Source organism: Thiobacillus sp. SCN 63-57 (assembly GCF_001725555.1).
GTDB lineage: Bacteria > Pseudomonadota > Gammaproteobacteria > Burkholderiales > Thiobacillaceae > Thiobacillus.
The window spans coordinates 1-14738 of record NZ_MEGP01000012.1; the positions used below are offsets into that span (position 1 = coordinate 1).

The following is a 14738-nucleotide window of genomic DNA, read 5'->3' on the forward strand; positions in this document are numbered from 1 at the left end:
ATGCCGCCCAGCAAAACAATGGCCAGCGGCCGTTGCAATTCCTTTCCAGTGGGGTCGCCCAGAATCAGGGGAATCACAGCCAGTGCGGCTGTAAATGCCGTCATCAAAATAGGGACCAGGCGGTCCACCGACCCTTTCAAGGCGATTTCTCTGGCATTGAGGTCTGGGTGCATGCGAAGCAGGGACTGATAGCGGGATATCAGTAGCAGGCTATTGCGGGTGGCTACGCCGAACAGGGCCACCATGCCGATCAGCGAGGATACGTTGAGGGTCTCTCCGGCCAGTGCGAGTGCGAATACACCGCCGATCAGGGCCAAAGGCAAATTGAGCATGACCAGCGATACCAACGACCAGCTCCGGAACGCCTGATACATGACGACCGACATCAACAGTATTGCGGCGGCGGACGTCACCAGCAGAGTGCGGGATGCACGTTGCTGACCCTCGTAGTCGCCGCCAAATTCAATACTGTAGCCAGGCGGCAACGTAACCTTGTCGCGAATGCGGTCCTGGGCTTCCCGTACCACCCCGTCAAGATCGCGTCCTTCGGTGTTCCATTGCACCACGGCGCGGCGTGCGGCCCCATCGCGGTTGATCATGTAAGGCTCCTGCACCGATTTCAGCTCGGCCACTTCACGCAATGGAATGACTGCACCGCCAGGTGACATCAGCGGCATTTCGCCCAGAGTCTGGATATCGCTGCGGGCTGCTTCGTTCACACGCATGAAAATATCGAAGGTACGGTCCTGTTCCAGAACTTTGGATACCGCCACCCCATTGAACGCGGCACTCACCTGGGTAACGACCGCACCCGGGGTGAATCCATAGGCGGCTGCGACGGCCCGATTGACCCGGATATCGACACCCGGTACCAAAACCATCGGCTCCATCTGCAAATCCACGACGCCCGTCACGCCCTTCACCGCTTGATAGACTTCCTGTTGCTTCTGCTGCAGCACCTCGAAATCCTGGCCATAGATCTTCACTGCAACCTGGGCACGCACCCCGGACAGGATCTCCGACATACGGTGGGTGATGAACTGGGACACATTGACCGACATGCCTGGAATCTGCGCCAGCTTGTCACGGATGCGCTGCATCACCTCGGGCACGTTGCGGGTACCCGGCTTGAGCGCAATATCGAACTCGCTGAAATTCACTGGCTGGGCATCCTCGTCCAGACGCGAGCGTCCGGCACGCTGGGCAAGGCTGGCAATCTCCGGCATATCGCCGATCAATTGCTCGATCTTGCGGCCCACACGCAAATTTTCCTCCAGTGACGTACCCGGCATCAGCGTGGTCGCGATCACCAGGTTTCCCTCGTGGAAGGCGGGAATAAAGGATCGGCCAAGGGACGGAATCACCAGGATCGCCGCGACCAGGATCAATGCGGACATCGCGGCCGTCGGCAAGGGCCGATCCAGACAGGGTTTCAATACCTTCTCATAACGGCTGAGCAGCATGTCGGAAATGGGGCTCAAGCCATAGCTCTGATATTGCGGCCGCCGCCCCATGAGGTAGTAACTCAACACCGGCACGAGCGTGATGGCAACCACAAGAGAGCTGGCGATGGCCGCCAAGTAGGAGATCGCCAGCGGTCGGAAGATACGGCCTTCGATGCCCTGGAGGAAAAAGATTGGGATGAAAGCCACGACAATCACGAAGGTGGCGAACACCACCGAATTGCGGATCTCACGCGAACCTTCGTAAACAATCTCCAGTGCAGGCAACGGCTCCGCCGCCTGCTTGTTTTCACGCAAGCGGCGCAGAATATTCTCGACGTCGATGATGGCATCGTCTACGACTTCGCCAATGGCGAACACCAGCCCCCCCAGAGTCAGGGCGTTGATTCCGATGCCAAAGAGCCACAGCACCAGCACACCGGCCATCAGGGAAACGGGAATGGCAATCAGGCTGATCGCAGTGGGACGCCAACGGAACAGGAACAGCAGCAGCACCAACGCCACGATAAGGGAGGCGTCGAGCAATGCGCCTCGCAGATTGGCGATGGCGGTCTCGATGAAACTTGCCTGGCGGAATACATCGGGAATCAACTGAATATCCGCGGGCAGGCTGCGCGCCAGATTGGCCAGTGCCTTCTCGACGTTGTGTGTGGTTTCCAGCGTGTCCGCGCCCCACAGCTTGGAGACGGTTCCGATCACGGCCGGGCCACCGAAGATCTGGCCATCGCCTCGTTTGACCTCGCTCCCAAAGCGCACTTCCCCCACATCCTCGACCCGGATCGGCTGTCCTTCGCGCATGGCAATCAGTGTCTCCGCCACATCACGGAGGCTCTGCACCCGGCCATTGACACGAATGAAATATTCCTCCTCGCTGGTGGGATAGACAAACCCTCCGGGCGCCACCAGATTGGCGCGACGCAGGGCCTGCATCACGTCTTCGCTGGATACGTCGTACTTGCGCATGCGAATGGGATCAAGCATCACCTGGTACTGCTTCACCCCGCCACCCACGGCCACCACGGACGCAACCCCCGGTTGGGCCAGCACCCTGTTGCGAATATCCCAGTCCGCCAGCGTGCGCAACTCATGTTCGCGGTTCTCGCCAGACCAGTCGACCAAGGCGAACTTGAGCAGCCAGCTCACTGCTGACGTGACCGGCATCAATTGGGGCGCTTGGGCCGACTCGGGCAGTTGGCCCTGCACCAGTTGCAAACGTTCCTGAATGATCTGGCGGGCACGGTAAATATCGACACCCCATTTGAATGTGATCGTGATGCGCGACAGGCCAACCGACGAGTTGGATCGGATTTGATCGATATACGGGGCTCCCTGCAGGACGATCTCGATCGGCCGGGTGACCAGCCCTTCAACGTCTTTCGTCGAGTATCCCGGCACTTCGGTCTGGATCTGCACCTGCGGCGGCGCAAATTCCGGGAATACATCTACCGCCATGTGCAGTGCGGCAAAGATCGACGCGCCGGCCATCAGCACATAAAGCAACACCACGGCCAGCCGGTTCTTGAGGGACCACTTGATTGCCCAATCAAACATCTTCGTTCATCCGTCTCAGTGATGGTGGTCGCTGTCTGCTACGCTGGCATGATTGCCGGACATGCGGTACACCCCTTCCAGAATCATCTTGCCGTCGACCACCACCCGGTCGCGCGGGTCGACACCCGCCACCTGGAGCCAACTCTCCGTTTCACTCAATACCGCCACCGGCTTGCGCAGATAGCGTCCGGGTGCAGCTTGCACGTACACGACCGGATCCAGCTTCTGACCCAGAACCGATTGGCGCGGCACCCAAGTTCCCACCTGTCCATCCAGGACAAGCACAAGCTCCACCGTCTGGCCGGTGGCCAGCCCAGGCACGCTGCGCCCCAGATCCAACAGGAAACGGGCACGCTGCGTCCGGGGATCGATACCCGGCACCACCTCGGCTATCGGACGCTGCATCTTCACGCCGCCAGGCAAGGCGACCTCGACCTTGATGCCAGGCCGAAGCAGGGTCTCCTGGCCGGCATAGACATAGCCTTCCACCCACAATGACTGCTTGCTGGATACCATGCGCGCCACCGACTTTCCTATCACCACGAACTGCTTCATGGTGCGGTCGCCTGCATTGACCAGCGATCCGGGCTGCACGAACAGGTCGGTAACGAATCCGTCAGTGGGCGCCTCCAGGATGAGGTGTTCCACCACCGTTCCCTTGTCGATCAACGCGGCGATCTGCGGATCGGTCATCCCCCACCAGCGCAGGTTTTCCTTGGCGTCCTTGAGGTAATTGGGCAGCCGCCCCTCCTCGCGAAGAACCTGAAGCCGCTCCTCGTTTTGCAGGAATTGCAGATACCCCTTCTGGGTCGTGATGAACTCGGGATTGAAAATGGACACCATCGGCTGCCCCTTTCTCACGCTGTCGCCGGGGCGCACGAAGACCTGAACAATCTGGCCGCTGACGACAGTATTGACATCCAGAACTGCCTCGGCATTGGGCACGACCTGGCCGTAAGTCTGCAGCCGCTTGGCAGGGGCATCGGCCCTGACCGCTGCGAGCGTGATAACGTCTCCAATGTCACGCACGCCCGAGGGCAGCCTGACCTCGCTGGCTTCACGGCTGCGTTCAATGATCTGTTCGAATACCCCAGAGTCGCCGTGCGCATGAACCAGGGCGGGCATACTCAGCGCAAGCAAAACAATGGGAAGCGCCAATACCACCTTAATGAACATGCGCGTCCCCCGAAAAACTGACCGTAGCCACCCCCCCATTCAGCAGCCCCAGATGCTCAGGCTCTCTGAAAACCTGTAACCGCACCCACTGCCTCTGATTGACCGGGTTCACAAAGGCATACACACGCTGCACCTTCGCGGCCACCGCTATCCGCCCCTTGGCTGGATCGTTCACGTAGACCGTCGCTGACTGTCCCGGCTTGACCGCCGAAGCCTCACTTACCGGCAAACTCGCTTCCACCACGATTGCGCCAGGCTGAGCGATCGTGGCGATCGTGGTGCCACTGGTCGCGTATTGGCCGCCCTGTGTTCCGGCATTGAGGATCTGGTTATTGACCACATTCAGGCTATACAGGTAGCCTGAGATCGGGGCCTTGATCTTGATCAGCTTGAGCGGCTGGCGCGTTGCTTCCAGACGTTTGATATCCTCCTCCGACATACCGCGCCAGAGCAGATTCATGCGCGCATCGACCATCTTCTCTTCGCTGGTCATGGAAAATGCCCGGACAGCATCCATGTTGGCAAACAAGCCCAGATAGGTAGCCTGCACTGTCTCCAGTTCGGCGCTTTCTATCTCGCCCAGCACCTCGCCCCGGCTCACTCTTTTCCCGACGTACACGTTGCGGAGATTGGCCATGCGAGCGTTGATCTTGATTACCACACTCACCATATGACGGGGATCGATCGATACCTTGGCCGGATAAAGCTTCGCCGGCTCCGCCTCCGTCTCTTCATCGTCATGATGATGGGCTGCGGCAGGCGCGCTAAACATGGACGAATCGGAATGCGCCCATGCCTGCTGTTGCAGACCAGTCAATAGACAAAACAACGCAGTGCAACCAATGATGGCGGGCAGCATGATCAGTATGGGCAGCCGTTCCAGAATGTACCTCCCAACCCGTCAGCAATGACTGTGCCACTATCCTCACCCCCGCATACGCGCCGTAGTGAGCCCTCATTCCCCCAATCGGCGTTTCATGATGTTTCAATACGGAACACCAATGGCTTGACCCGCGTTCTCTGGAACAGTCCCGGCACGCAGGCAAGGAAATGTTCCGGCTTCCCGCCCATACATAAAATGGCCCATGGCATCGCGTGCTCGTCGTTATTGCAACTAAGATAAAGACATTAAATCGAATAGGGATTAGCCATGGTTTTCGCCAACCGCCATCAGGCAGCCGAGCGTCTCGCGACAGCCTTGGCCTCGTACAAAGGCCAGCACCCCCTGATTCTTGCCATCCCGCGCGGCGCCGTACCGATGGGGCAGCAACTCGCGCGGGCCCTCGAAGGCGAGCTCGATGTAGTACTGGTGCGCAAGCTGCGCGCCCCCTTCAATCCTGAATTCGCCATTGGCTCGATCGACGAATCGGGCTGGACGTATGTGGCCGACTACGCGGAGTCGGTCGGCGGCACGCCTGCCTATCTCGCGCAAGAAAGACAAGCCCAGCTCGACGTCATCAGGAAACGACGCGTGCAGTACACGCCGTTGCGCCCACCGATCGACCCCGCCGGACGCATCGTCATCGTGGTCGATGACGGGCTGGCGACGGGTGCAACGATGATTTCCGCGCTGCATGCGCTGCGCGACAAGAAACCGGCACGCCTGATCTGCGCGGTACCGGTGGCACCGGCCGACACGGTGGAGAAGATCCGCCCCTATGCGGACGAGGTGGTGTGCCTGTCGACGCCAATGTCTTTCCAGGCAGTGGGGCAGTTCTATACGGACTTTCCGCAGGTGGACGACGCCGAAGTCGAGGCCATCCTCAAGCAGGCTTGAGCGTCAGCGCGGCTTCACGCGCACACCCTCACGGATCGTTTCGTCCGGATGGGCCACCACCCGGTCGCCGGCCTTGAGTCCTGACAGCACCTGGGTCGCCAGCCCGGCGCGCTGGCCGATTTCGACCGGCGTCAGGCGGGCGCGACTGCCCTCCAGCCGAAACGCCGCCCAGCCCTCGCCGTTGCGGAACAGCGCGCTGCTCGGCAGCTGCAGCACGTCCTTGCCTTGCCACAGCACGAAGCGCGCTTCCACGCGATAGCCGTCGCCGAGCCGCGCCCACGCCTCACGCGGCGAGGTGAAATCGACGATGACGCGCACCCGCTGCTCCTCGACGCCGAGCGCGGAGATCTTGGTGAAGCCGCCCGGTTCGACGACGCGCACCCTGCCCTCGATCGGCGGGTTGCCGCCCCAGCGGTCCAGAACCACCTTCGAGCCGGTTGCGATCTTCACCGCATCGGTGGACAGCACCTCCACCTCGGCTTCCAGGCTTTCGGGATTACCGATCTCGAGCAAGGACTGGCCGGCCGCCACCGGGCCTTCGCTTTCATGCTGCACCCTGAGCACGCGCGCGGCCACCGGTGCCTGCACCTGCAGTGCCTCGGCCGTGCCGCCGCGCTGCAGCTGCGCAGCGCTGGCGGCCGCCGCGCGCGCCGTCTCCAGATCGAAACGCGCCACCCTGACCGCGTACTGCGCAGCCTGTTCCGCGGCGCGGGCGCGGGTTTCTGCGGTGCGGGCCGCATCGAGCGCCTGGGCGGACACGAAATTCGACTGCCGCAGCGACTCGGCACGCACGCGTTCCTGCTGTGCCAGTTGCGCCGCGGCCGCGGCGGCACGCGCATTTTCCTGCGCGGCGCTCACCTGCGCCTGGGCCTGCACGCGGGTGCGCGGATCAAGCGCCACCGGACGCGCCGGCTCGATCACCGCGAGCACCTGGCCGGCCGCCACCGCATCGCCGGCCTTGAGGTCGATGCGCCGCGCGTAGCCGGCCACGGGCGCCGACACCAGGTAGCGCTCGCGCACACGGGTCTTGCCCTCCTCCTCCACCGTCACCGTGAGCGGCGCCCGTTTCACCTCGGCGACGTCGACCGGCACCGCACGCGGCATGAAGCCGATCGCGAGGCCAACCACCACCAGTGCGGCCGTGGCGAGCATTCCGATTTTTGCGCGTAGACGCATGTTCCGTTGTTGTCCTATTCGCGTGTTTTCAACACCGCCACCAGATCCAACCGGCCCAGGCGTCGCCATAGCAGCAGCCCGGACAGCAGCGCCGAGACGATGACGACGCTTGCCCCCATGGCGTAGTTTTCCGGCGTCAGGATCAGCGGCAGCCGGTAGAGCTCGCTCTGGAACGCCACCACCAGGATGCTGACCAGACCGATACCGACCAGGAAACCGACCGGAATCGCCGCCAGTGTCAAGAGCGCCAGTTCTCCCAGCAGAATATAGGCGATCTCGCCGCGGGTGAAGCCCAGCACGCGCAGGCTGGCGAGCTCACGCCCGCGCTCCGACAAGGCGATGCGCGCACTGTTGTAGACCACGCCGAAGCCGATGGCGCCGGCGAGCACGGTGGCCACCAGGTTGTAGAACAGGATGAACTCGCCGATGGTGGCGTAGAAGCTCTGCACCGCCGTCTTGTTGGCGACCATGCCGAGCACGCGCGGACGGTCGTGCAGCCTGGCGTACAGTTCCGCCTCGCTGCCCGGTTCCACCGCCAGATAGGCGCCGGTCACCGTATTGCCCTCGCGCATCAGGGCATTCACCGAGTCCTTCTGCATGTAGGCCGACACGCCCAGATACTGCTGGGTGATGCCGAGCACCGGCACCTGCCGCACCGGCCGGCTGCCTTCCAGCACCTCCACGGTCAGCATGTCGCCCGGCTTCACGTGCAGGATGTCGTTCGCCAGGTAATCGGTGAGTACCACGCCGCCCGGCGGTACCGCCACCGGCTTCAGCCGGCTGTCGAGCGAGCGGTGCAGTTGGCCTTCCGGCTGGATGCCGAACAGCGCGGCGCGATGGCGGTACTGGCCGAAGCGCAGGATCGCCGGCACGTCGCGATAGCCCTCGACGTATTCGACGCCGGGCAGCGCGGCAAGCTCGTGCAGGGCACGGCCGGAAGTCGGATCGATGAAGGCGAGCGCCAGATCCTCGCGCGAGGCCTGGCGGAACTGCACGTCGACCATGAAATCGATCGCCCCCTTCTGGTAGTTGCCCACCATCATCAGCCCGCAGGCGCAGGCGATGCCGAGCACGGTCAGCAGCGACTTCAGCGGGCGCCGCCCGATGTGGCGCAGGATCATCCGCGACGGCGCGGCGAGCCAGCGCTGCAGGCCGAGGCGCTCGACCAGGCTGGTACGGTAACGTGTCGGCATCTCGGGGCGCATGCCCTCGGCCGGCGGCAGCCGCACGGCGCGCATGACCGAAACCAGCGTGCCGCTGACCGCCGCGAAGCTGCTGATTCCCAGTGCGATCAGGATCACCCCGGGGCGAAGCCGGTAATCCAGATAGGGAAAGCGGAAGGTCGTTTCGCTGTAGACGTGCGACAGCCCCTGGCCGAACCAGGTGCCGAGCGCCACCCCGGCCGCCACGCCGAGCAGCGCCATCAGCAGCACCATCTTGACGTAGTGCATGCCGATCACCGCATAGCTGTAGCCGAAGGCCTTGAGGATGGCGATCTGCTCGCGCTGCAGGGCAATCAGCCGGCTCAGCACCACGTTGAGCAGGAAGGCGGCGACGCCGAGGAAGATGGCCGGGAAAATGGTGGCCATGGTCCGCAGCTGCTTCAGTTCCTCGCTCAGGAAACGGTTGGAGAACTGGTCGCGGCGTCCGTAGGCGCCGGTGCCGCCGTAGTCGGCCAGGATCGCGTCGACGCGGTCGATCACGTCCTGCTCGTTGGCATCGCGCGCCAGCGTCAGGCTGACCTGGTTGAAGGCCCCCTTCATGTCGTAGGCGGTGGCGAGCGCGTTGCGCCCCATCCACAGCACGCCGTAGCGCTTGAAGTCGGGAAACATGGAGCCGGGCGCGATCTGGTAGACATACTCGGGCGACACCGCGACGCCGACCACGGTAAGCGTCTTGCGCTTGCCGTGGATGATGGCGGCGAGCGTGTCGCCCGGCTGCAGATGGTGGGCATCGGCGAAGGTGTCGGACAATACCACCTCGTCGCTGCTCCACGGCTGCACACTGCGGCCGCGCTTGAAGTAGAGCCGGTTGAGCTGCGCCTCGCCGACATCCGGCAGGGACAGGATCTGGCCGGTGATGGGGTCGGAGAAGCCCGCCACTTCCAGCTTGACCCCGGCCTTCACCCGCGTTTCGAGTCGCTCGACCCCAGGGATCGCGGCGAGCCGTTCGGCGACCGGTTCGGGGGCACGCTTGAGGCTGGCGAAGACGTCGGCCAGGCGGTATTCGCTGTAGAAACGGTCGCGCGTGGTGACCAGCGAATCGTAGGTGGAGAGCGACATCACCAGGGTAGCGACGCCGCCCATGATCACCGCGGCGATCGCCAGCACCTGGCCGCGCAGGTGCCAGAGGTCGCGGAACAGCTTGCGGTCGAGCGCCTTCATCGCGCCCTCCCGCTGCGCCGTTCCCAGCGCCGGTAGAACATCCGCTTGGCCCAGAACATGACCGCGAGATAGGCGGCGACGATGCCGGCCAGCGCCGCATACAAGGCGGGCGGCGGCGCGACGAAGCCCAACTCGCCGGCGAACGGCAGCCAGGGCAGCAGCGCGGCCACCGCCACCACCGCGAGCGACAGCGCCACCAGCCAGACATTCGGTCGGCTGGCGAACGGACTGCCGCGGGTGCGGATGATGAAGATGACCAGCACCTGGGTGGCGATGGACTCGATGAACCAGCCGGTGTGGAACAGCGCCTCATTCGCCTGGAACACCTTCAGCATCACGAAGAAGGTCAGGAAGTCGAACACCGAACTCACCGGGCCGAGCGCCAGCATGAAATTGCGGATGAAGTGCATGTCCCACACCCGCGGGCGGGCCAGCGTGTCCTCGTCGACGCGGTCGAGCGGGATGGCGATCTCCGACAGGTCGTAGAGGAAGTTGTTGAGCAGGATCTGGATCGGCAACATCGGCAGGAAAGGCAGGAACAGCGTGCCGCCGGCCATGCTGAACATGTTGCCGAAGTTGGAGCTGGTGCCCATCATGATGTACTTGGTGACGTTGCCGAAGGTGCGCCGGCCTTCGCGCACGCCCTCCTGCAGCACGTTCAGGTCGTGTTCCAGCAGTACCAGGTCCGCCGCCTCCTTGGCGACGTCGACCGCGCTGTCGACCGAGATGCCGACGTTCGCCGCATGCAGCGCCGGCGCATCGTTGATGCCGTCGCCGAGAAAGCCCACCACGTGGCCGCGCGCCCGCAAGGCGTTGAGGATGCGCGTCTTCTGCGCGGGCGTGACGCGGCAGAACAGGGTCACCCGCTCCACCTGCGCGTGCAGGGCGGGGTCGCTCATGGCCTGGATGTCGCTGCCGTTGAGCACGCCGGTGATCGGCACGCCCAGCTTGTCGCAGATGTAGCGCGCGACCAGTTCGTTGTCGCCGCTGACGATCTTCACCGCCACGCCGCCGGCCGCCAGCGCGGCGAGCGCCGGCGCCGCGCTGGCTTTCGGCGGGTCGAGAAAGGCCGCGAAACCGCAGAACACCAGTTCGCTCTCGTCGGTGACCACGGCGTGAGCCTGATGCGGCGGGGCCTGGCGCCAGGCGATGCCGAGCACCCGGAAGCCGTCGCGGCTCAGTTCCTCGAAGAGGGCCAGGATGCGTTCGCGCGCGGCGTCGTCGAGGGACGGCTGTGCCTCGGCGTCTTCGTACCGGGTGCACAGCCGCAGCACGTCCTCGGGCGAGCCTTTGACGAACAGGCTGCGCGCCCCGCCCCGCTCGAGCAGCACCGAGACCCGCCGCCGCTCGAAGTCGAACGGCACCTCGTCGACCTTGCGCCAGGCGCCGACGTCGATGTGGGTGTGCGCCAGGATCGCCTCGTCGAGCGGGCTCCTGATACCGGTCTCGAACTGGCTGTTGAGGTAGGCGAGTTCCAGCACGCGCTCGCTGTCGCGGCCGAGGGCGTCGACATGGCGCTCCAGCCGGATATGACCCTCGGTCAGCGTGCCGGTCTTGTCGGTGCACAGCACGTCGATGCCACCCAGCTCCTGCACCGCCGACAGCCGCTTGACGATGACGCGGCGCCGCGCCAGCCGCATCGCGCCCTGCGACAGCGTGACCGACAGCACCATCGGCAGCAGTTCCGGCGTCAGGCCCACCGCCAGCGCCACCGCGAACAGGAAGGACTCGAACAGCGGGCGGTGGAACGCGGCGTTGATCAGCAGCACCGCCAGCACCAGGATCACGGTAAGGCGCAGGATGAGCGCGCCGAAGGCCTGCGTGCCACGCTCGAAGGCGGTGGCCTGCGGGCGTTGCACCAGGGTGTCGGCGATCTGCCCCAGGGCCGTCGCGGAACCGGTGCGGACGATGAGCAGGCGTCCGGCCCCGCTGATGACGGAGGTGCCGAGGAACAGGGCATTCGTCGCGCTGGCCATGTCGGCGTCGGGAAGCGCATCCTGTGCATGCTTTTCCACCGGGTAGGATTCTCCGGTCAGCAGGGCCTGGTTGACGAACAGGTCGCGCGCATCGAGCACGCGCCCGTCCGCCGGCGCCAGGTCGCCTGCCGCGAGCAGGACCACGTCGCCAGGCACCAGTTCGGCGACCGGGATCTCGCGCGTCTGGCCGCCACGGACCACCCTGGCACGCAAGGCCACCGAATGCCGCAGCTTCTCGACGGCACGGCTGGCGCGAAACTCCTGGAAGAAATCCAGGGTCACGCTCATCAGCACGATGACGCTGATGACGATGAAGCTATTCATGTCGCCGAGCATCCCGGCAATCGCGCTGGCGGCCAGCAGCACCAGCACCAGCGGATTCTTGAAGTGGGCCAGAAACTGCTGCACCCATGCCCGTTCGGCATGCGGGCGCAGCTGGTTGGAGCCGAAAATACGGCGCCGCGCTTCGGCTTCCGCCTCGCTCAGGCCCTCAGGCGAACTGCCCAGCTGCGCCTGTAGGTCCGCCAGTGCCGGCTGCCAGAAACTTGCAGGAAGCGGCTCGGGCGAGGACATGTTTCACCAGGCCAGTTCGCACGCCGGCTTCTTGGTGGCGTTTTCGTGGATATCGGCGATGCGGCCGTCGGACAGCCGGATCACGCGGTCGGCCATGTCGGCAATGCCGGCGTTGTGGGTGATCAGCACGGTCAGCGTGCCGAGCTCGCGGTTGACCTTCTCCAGCACCTCGAGCACCACCACGCCGGTGGCCGAATCGAGCGCGCCGGTCGGCTCGTCGCACAGCAGCACCGCCGGGTTCTTGGCGACGGCGCGCGCGATCGCGACGCGCTGCTGCTCGCCGCCGGAGAGCTGCGCCGGAAAATGGTCGAGGCGGTTGCCCAGCCCCACCAGACCGAGCGCATCCTCCGGCCGCATCGGGGACTCGGAAATCTCGGTCACCGCGGCGACGTTCTCGCGCGCGGTGAGGCTGGGAATCAGGTTGTAGAACTGGAACACGAAGCCGACATGCTCGCGGCGGAAGCGCGTGAGCTCCGCCTCGGTCGCGCCGGTCAGCTTGTGGTCGAGGTAATAAACCTCGCCACTGCTCGGCGCGTCGAGCCCGCCGAGGATGTTGAGCAGCGTGGACTTGCCGCTGCCCGACGGGCCGAGCAGCACCACCAGCTCGCCGCGATAGAGCGTGAGGTCGATGCCGCGCAAGGCCTGAACCTCGACCTCGCCCATGCGGTAGACCTTGGCGAGGTTGCGGGCAACGAAGACGGGCGAGGTTTCGGCAATGCTTTCCATGTTCATCCGCGGGTTCCCTCGGATCATGCCATGTCCCCGGCATGGCCGAAAGCCGGGCAAGGCCCGAACCGGCTCGCACAGACGCACGTTATACTGGCCTGAGGTAGTTTGAATACAAAAAGAGAGCGGACATGACCCCTGAAATCGCCCTGGTACTCGCCGTGCTGGCCGTCACCGTTTTCCTCTTCGTAACCGAGGCGCTGCGCGTCGATGTCATTGCGATCCTCATCATGCTGGCTTTGGGCTGGCTGCAACTGGTGACGCCGCAGCAGGCCTTCTCCGGCCTGGCCAGCAACGCCGTCGTATCGATCATCGCGGTCATGATTCTCGGCTATGGGGTCGATCGTTCCGGCCTCATGAACCGCGTGATCAAGCCGATCATGCGCTTTGCGGGCAGAAGCGAACCCCGCCTGATCGGCACCGTTTCCGGGGTCGTCGGCGGCATATCCGCCTTCATGCAAAACGTCGGCGCGGCAGCGCTGTTCCTTCCGGCGATGCTGCGGATCGCCAAGCGGACCCATATCCCGGTTTCACGCCTGCTGATGCCGATGGGCTTCGCGGCAATTCTCGGCGGTACGCTGAGCATGGTCGGCTCGAGCCCGCTGATCATCCTCAACGACCTGATGCAGGCTGGAGGACAGGAAAAATTTGGCCTGTTCAGCGTGACCCCGTTGGGTCTGGTCCTGCTTGGCGCAGGGATTGTCTATTTCATGCTCGCCGGAAAATACGTGCTGCCTGCGAAAACCGGGGAGGACACCAGCGGGAAGCAACAGCGCGAGCTGATCGAATCATGGCAGCTCCCTACCCACCTCCACGAACTACGCGTTCCCGCGGCCAGCCCGCTCATCGGCAAGACCCGCGAGGACGCTCACATGGAGACGGCTTATCAGCTGCACCTGATCGCGCTGGCGGACGGGGATGAAATCCTCTATGCGCCCTGGCGGCATGCCCACTTTGCCGCCGGGCAGGTGCTGGCCTTGATCGGCGAGCGGCACGAGGCGGAGCGTTTCGCCGCTGAATGGGCGCTTGATCTGAGCGAAACCGTGGAGCGGTTCGAGGCGCTGCAGAATCCCACTGCGGCAGGGTATGCGGAACTCATCCTGGCGCCGCGTTCCTCGCTTGCGGGCAAGAGCATCCGCGACATCAGCTTTCGCCGGTCTTACCGGGTCGAGCCCCTGTTGCTGCTGAGCGAGGGGCAGGCCGAGCGCGGCGATTTCTCCGACCGTCCTCTGCGACCCGGCGACGCCATCGTCGTCCACGGCCGCTGGAGCGAACTGAAGACGCTGGCCCATGATCGGGACTTCGTGGTCGCCGCCCCGGTCGAGGCGGAAGACATCGACGAATCCAAGGCCTGGGTCGCCGGCCTGTGCTTTGCCGGCGCCATCGGTCTGGCCTTGAGCGGGACGACCTTGTCGATTGCATTGATGAGCGGCGCGCTGGCCATGATCCTGCTGCGTGTGATCAGCATCGACGACGCCTATCGCTCGGTCGATTGGCGCACGGTTTTCCTGCTTGCCGGACTGATCCCCCTTGGCGTGGCGATGGAGTCGACGGGCGCCGCCAGCTATGTCGCGCATCAGATGATGCGGGTGCTGACCGACGGCCATACGCTCCTCATCCTGCTGGCCATCGCCACCCTGACCACCCTGTTCTCCCTGTTCATGTCCAACGTCGCGGCCACCGTCCTGCTGGTACCGCTGGTCATCGAATTGTCGGAACTCGCCGGGATCGACCCCCGCGGGGCAGCACTGCTGGTGGGGGTGTCGGCGTCGAACTCGTTCATCCTGCCCACGCACCAGGTGAATGCGCTCCTGATGGGCCCGGGCGGATACCGGAATGCGGATTACCTGCGGGCGGGCGGCGGCATGACCCTCCTGTTCCTGGGCATTGCCGTGGGCTACATCTACCTGTTCCACGTGTGACCTGCCACGCCGGC

The 14738-nt window shown here is 64.3% G+C and carries 9 protein-coding genes; 2 read left to right on the top strand and 7 right to left on the bottom strand.

The features are described from left to right. From ABT23_RS05460 to ABT23_RS05470, 3 genes are all read right to left on the bottom strand, one after another. Window positions 1–3014, bottom strand: a 3014-nt coding sequence (locus tag ABT23_RS05460) for an efflux RND transporter permease subunit (RefSeq protein ID WP_296632296.1), incomplete at its 3' end; no start/stop codon positions are given. Between the two features lie 15 nt (window positions 3015–3029). Further along, the gene (locus tag ABT23_RS05465) at window positions 3030–4139 is read right to left on the bottom strand and encodes an efflux RND transporter periplasmic adaptor subunit (protein ID WP_296632299.1); all 1110 of its coding nucleotides are present in this window, start codon (window positions 4137–4139) and stop codon (window positions 3030–3032) included. 40 nt (window positions 4140–4179) lie between these two features. Then, entirely contained in the window at window positions 4180–5049 is an 870-nt protein-coding gene (locus ABT23_RS05470) for an efflux RND transporter periplasmic adaptor subunit (RefSeq protein ID WP_296632302.1), read from the bottom strand. A gap of 291 nt (window positions 5050–5340) precedes the next feature. On the opposite strand from ABT23_RS05470, the gene ABT23_RS05475 reads away from it, so the two are divergent. Beyond that, entirely contained in the window at window positions 5341–5967 is a 627-nt protein-coding gene (locus ABT23_RS05475) for a phosphoribosyltransferase family protein (protein WP_296632305.1), read from the top strand. A 3-nt stretch (window positions 5968–5970) separates the two neighbouring features. On the opposite strand, the gene ABT23_RS05480 is transcribed toward ABT23_RS05475, so the two are convergent. The 4 genes from ABT23_RS05480 to ABT23_RS05495 are packed head-to-tail and all read right to left on the bottom strand — an operon-like array spanning window position 5971 to window position 12808. After that, entirely contained in the window at window positions 5971–7143 is a 1173-nt protein-coding gene (locus ABT23_RS05480; RefSeq protein ID WP_296632308.1) for an HlyD family efflux transporter periplasmic adaptor subunit, read from the bottom strand. Between the two features lie 14 nt (window positions 7144–7157). Beyond that, complete coding sequence (locus ABT23_RS05485; RefSeq protein WP_296632310.1) at window positions 7158–9527, bottom strand: ABC transporter permease; 2370 nt, start codon at window positions 9525–9527, stop codon at window positions 7158–7160. After that, a complete protein-coding gene (gene mgtA / locus ABT23_RS05490; RefSeq protein ID WP_296632312.1) occupies window positions 9524–12076 on the bottom strand; it encodes a magnesium-translocating P-type ATPase in 2553 nt (850 codons plus the stop codon). Before mgtA ends, ABT23_RS05485 begins: the two co-directional genes overlap by 4 nt. Window positions 12077–12079: 3 nt before the next feature. Next, a complete protein-coding gene (locus ABT23_RS05495) occupies window positions 12080–12808 on the bottom strand; it encodes an ABC transporter ATP-binding protein (RefSeq protein ID WP_296632315.1) in 729 nt (242 codons plus the stop codon). 125 nt (window positions 12809–12933) lie between these two features. Here ABT23_RS05495 and ABT23_RS05500 point away from each other — a divergent pair, with 125 nt between their 5' ends. Then, window positions 12934–14724 (top strand): SLC13 family permease, encoded by a 1791-nt coding sequence (locus ABT23_RS05500; RefSeq protein WP_296632318.1) that lies wholly within the window; start codon window positions 12934–12936, stop codon window positions 14722–14724. The last annotated feature ends 14 nt before the right edge of the window (window positions 14725–14738 follow it).

Bases quoted from the DNA above. Each gene is read 5' to 3' on its own strand.
- ABT23_RS05465 (WP_296632299.1), bottom strand. From the start codon at position 4,139: ATGCCCGCCCTGGTTCATGCGCACGGCGACTCTGGGGTATTCGAACAG.
- ABT23_RS05470 (WP_296632302.1), bottom strand. From the start codon at position 5,049: ATGCTGCCCGCCATCATTGGTTGCACTGCGTTGTTTTGTCTATTGACT.
- ABT23_RS05475 (WP_296632305.1), top strand. From the start codon at position 5,341: ATGGTTTTCGCCAACCGCCATCAGGCAGCCGAGCGTCTCGCGACAGCC.
- ABT23_RS05480 (WP_296632308.1), bottom strand. From the start codon at position 7,143: ATGCGTCTACGCGCAAAAATCGGAATGCTCGCCACGGCCGCACTGGTG.
- ABT23_RS05485 (WP_296632310.1), bottom strand. From the start codon at position 9,527: ATGAAGGCGCTCGACCGCAAGCTGTTCCGCGACCTCTGGCACCTGCGC.
- mgtA (WP_296632312.1), bottom strand. From the start codon at position 12,076: ATGTCCTCGCCCGAGCCGCTTCCTGCAAGTTTCTGGCAGCCGGCACTG.
- ABT23_RS05495 (WP_296632315.1), bottom strand. From the start codon at position 12,808: ATGAACATGGAAAGCATTGCCGAAACCTCGCCCGTCTTCGTTGCCCGC.
- ABT23_RS05500 (WP_296632318.1), top strand. From the start codon at position 12,934: ATGACCCCTGAAATCGCCCTGGTACTCGCCGTGCTGGCCGTCACCGTT.